General features: G+C 50.5%; 4 protein-coding genes. 2 read left to right on the top strand and 2 right to left on the bottom strand.

Going from position 1 to position 3,482, the window contains the following annotated elements; all coding sequences use genetic code 11:
* Both Q0294_RS14150 and Q0294_RS14145 read left to right on the top strand, forming a co-directional pair.
* The coding region (locus tag Q0294_RS14150) for a DUF1559 domain-containing protein (protein WP_366917977.1) at nt 1–1,011 on the top strand (1,011 nt) is incomplete at its 5' end.
* Between the two features lie 139 nt (nt 1,012–1,150).
* Entirely contained in the window at nt 1,151–1,585 is a 435-nt protein-coding gene (locus Q0294_RS14145) for a hypothetical protein (RefSeq protein WP_299466580.1), read from the top strand.
* 6 nt (nt 1,586–1,591) lie between these two features.
* Here Q0294_RS14145 and Q0294_RS14140 read toward each other — a convergent pair whose 3' ends face one another.
* Both Q0294_RS14140 and Q0294_RS14135 read right to left on the bottom strand, forming a co-directional pair.
* On the bottom strand, nt 1,592–2,743 hold the full coding sequence (locus tag Q0294_RS14140; protein ID WP_299466577.1) for an acyltransferase: 1,152 nt from the start codon (nt 2,741–2,743) through the stop codon (nt 1,592–1,594).
* A gap of 51 nt (nt 2,744–2,794) precedes the next feature.
* A complete protein-coding gene (locus tag Q0294_RS14135) occupies nt 2,795–3,298 on the bottom strand; it encodes a hypothetical protein (protein ID WP_299466574.1) in 504 nt (167 codons plus the stop codon).
* Nucleotides 3,299–3,482: the final 184 nt, after the last annotated feature.

The following is a 3,482-nucleotide window of genomic DNA, read 5'->3' as shown; positions in this document are numbered from 1 at the left end:
GTCTGGATCTGTTCCAGGCTCAACCCATATGGGAAATCCCGGTTTATCTTCTTGATGAAAAAGGCACATTTCATGCGAGCGCAACGATTCCTCAAACGCGGTTTCACACTCATTGAATTACTGGTGGTGATTGCCATCATCGCGATTCTGATTGCACTTCTTTTACCCGCCGTCCAGCAGGCCCGCGAAGCCGCCCGACGCAGCACTTGTAAAAATAACCTGAAGCAAATGGGCCTGGCGTTACACAACTACCACGATACTCACCGTGTGTTCCCGCCGGCAACGATCAATGGAGGGATCCAAAGTTGTGCTGGGATTCATGGGACAGGTGGTATGATTTTGAATCACACCTGTTATCAGATGATCCTGCCGTTTATCGATCAGGCGAATATCTACAACAAATATAACTGGAGTATTCCCAGTGGACGCGCGAAGCATAGCAGTTGTACCAGCACGGTCCCAACCACAGACCAATATTCAGTCGTGACTTCCCCTCTTCCCATTTATATTTGTCCTTCAGACGATGGCAATCAATCAAACACAACCACCTCTGCCGACTACTATGTCAATCCAGGCTGGCGCACCAGCTACGGCGTAGCAAGTTACACCACCTCAGGTGGAAGTGTGAGCTGGGGTGCCAACACAAGTACGGCCAAAGGAACATTGGGACCGAATGGTTCTGCCCAGTTTCGAGATATCAAAGATGGCTCAAGTAACACCATGGTACTATGTGAGACGCGGTTAGATAAAACATCAACAAGTTACGGACCTTACTGGAATGCAGCCACCCATACGTTTTACATTGCGCCAGGGACTGTCGGCTACACGCTGAATTTTAATAACAGCGGCGGAAAACAGTACGCCTGGGGCGCGGGCAGCCTCCACGTTGGTGGCGGACACATTCTCATGGCCGATGGTGCCGTTCGCTTCCTCAGCGAGAATGTCGACCGCGTCGGCGTTGTCGCCGCACTGATTTCCATCAAAGGGGGAGAGATTATACCGGAATTTTAACCGGTAATTGAACTCTCCTCTGACGTTCATCCCATACCGCGATGGCACACTGTCATCGCGGTATTTTGAAATCATCAACGCAATTCTGCGCGAGTTTTCCCGAATTCTTTCTGTTTCAGCAATGAGAACAATTAATAACATGTCTACCAAACCCGCTTTCATTTCACTCAATCACTTTGCTTTATTATTATTGCTCTCCAGCTTTACCGGCTGTATGGGAAGCGACGGAGAACCGATACCGGATCTGGTGGAAGTCACCGGCATCGTCACTCTGGATGGAACTCCGCTGGGAAATGCGAAAATTATTTTCGAGCCACAGCAGATCAGAGAAAAAGGGCGCGCCCGCGCATCGAACGCAACCACCGGCGCGGACGGTTCCTACACTCTGGAATACAATGCAGACGCTTCGGGCGCCACCCCGGGAAAACACACGGTCATGATTATCAAATTATCAGACAATCCAGACGAAGCAGGCAAGCAGTTGATCCCCGCGAAATTTAACGACAAAACCGAACTGACCGCCGACGTCACCGCAGGTGATAACACGATCAACTTCGACCTGAAATCAAAGTAACTTTAATCACAGGCTGGCAGGCTGCTTGACGGAAACGTTCTCTTCCGCTTGTGCAGCAACTCCCACATAATGACTACTCCGCAGTAAAAATCGTTTTTCCACCAGATTCCACATCAGGATCGCACCGAGAACTGTGATGCTGACTGTGGAAAACAGGAAATACCAGGGACGCCCCGTAAACCAGCCCGAATTCAATAAAAGCTGGATCACCGGAAAGTGCAGGATGTAAACGCCGTAGGAAAAATCGCCATACTTGCCGAAGTTCCCCGCGTAGAGATACAGTCCGAAAAATAACACCAGAGTCGCCAGCGCGAACGGCTGCAGGAGGGGCAGGGGAATTAGAAAATTCAACGCCAGCACGCCCACCGCTGCAGACACAAAATACCCGATACGGCGTTCAAAGAACGGCAGATAATAAAACACGGCTGCCCCCGCCATAAAGTAAGACAATTGCCCCGGCAGTTGACGCGCCAGCCGTTCATAAAAATCAATACCCGTCTGCGCCGCCTTCACCGTCATCAGTTCGGCATATACCACCGAGAGACAGTAAATCAAAATCAGCAACGGGAGTCGGCGAAACCGCCGCAGGCAGTACACAATCAAAGGCACTGCCACATAAAACATCACCTCAATCTTGAGCGTCCACAGCGCCCCATTGACGGTCGCCAACCGGTTCGATTCAAACACACCCGGCAACGTCGGCTGCAGGAAATTCAGAAACGTCAGGTTTGCAACCAGATACTTGAGCCACGCCAGCGAGAAATAATCGGCAAGCGGCTGCTGGCTCACAAATACCAGTCCCACCGCGCACAGCATGACTATCGTGAAGTACGCGGGATAAATCCGCCGCAGACGTTTGCCGGCATAAGAGGCGAGCGAGGAAGACCGCTCATAACTCATCACGATCAGAAAACCACTCACCACAAAAAATGCCCGCACCGCAACCTGTGCAGACAACACCCCGGGCAGCCCGCGTAACGATTCAATGCCCGAAAGCTCGGCCGCATGCACCAGACAGACCGCCATCGCCAACAACAATCGTATGAGATCGAAGTTATTCTCTTTCAAACGAGGATGATCGAGAGGCAGCAAATCCATTTCCTGACCCGGGTTTTGAACGTCAAAATTCAGAAACAACGCCCAAACTGTCGCGGACAAGCAGGAATCTGTCAAGATGGGTTGGGGTTAACCATCAACTGATCACTGTTTTCAGTGAGGAACGCGGAATTTCTGCAGCGGATCAAACTCCTGTTTTTTGAAGAACTCTTTCGTGTAGGGGACCGTTCTCTGCGGAGGACCGAAGGTCACAGAGAGCAGCTTGACGCGCACCGGCCCTTCTCCCGGACCAATCTGTATTCTGGTCTCTGCAGGAACTGTTTTGTCGTGTTTCATAAAACGCTGTGCGACTAATTCCCAGTCTTCCTGAGTCAAATGCGGTCGGTGCCGATACGACTCTCTTTCCTGCTGACGCTCCATTGAAGTTCCCAAGGCACTCACCACGCTCACCAGAACATTCAACGCCAGCATCACGAAAAACGAATTCCCACCGCTTTCCGGCTCATAGAGAGGTGCCGGCTCTGATACCGCGATCTGAGCGGATCGGAAATTGTGATCGCAAAAAACACATTCCTCGGTCTCGACCTCCAGGTCAGCGCTGCAGCCCGGACACGTTTTATAATTCAACCGTTGTTCGTGATCATGATATTCCTTCATTTGTGATCCCCCTGGTGAATCAGGTGTTGAGTTTTCTGCCAGGATCAAAAAGTCCTCAGGCTCCTGAATCCTCATTTTAAAATATCAAATTTCAGCAGGCAATCTTTTTTTTGGAATCAATACCGCAAATTATTTTTTCAGCCTTTCAATCTGCTGGTACGATACACCGTGAGAAATCAATTCA

It is taken from the genome of uncultured Gimesia sp. (assembly GCF_937919775.1).
Taxonomy (GTDB): domain Bacteria; phylum Planctomycetota; class Planctomycetia; order Planctomycetales; family Planctomycetaceae; genus Gimesia.
The sequence above is the reverse complement of the archived record's forward strand: the minus strand, read 5'-3'. Positions and strand labels throughout refer to the sequence as shown.

Coding starts and splice junctions, on each gene's coding strand:
- Q0294_RS14145 (WP_299466580.1), top strand. CDS start 1,151: ATGTCTACCAAACCCGCTTTCATTTCACTCAATCACTTTGCTTTATTA.
- Q0294_RS14135 (WP_299466574.1), bottom strand. CDS start 3,298: ATGAAGGAATATCATGATCACGAACAACGGTTGAATTATAAAACGTGT.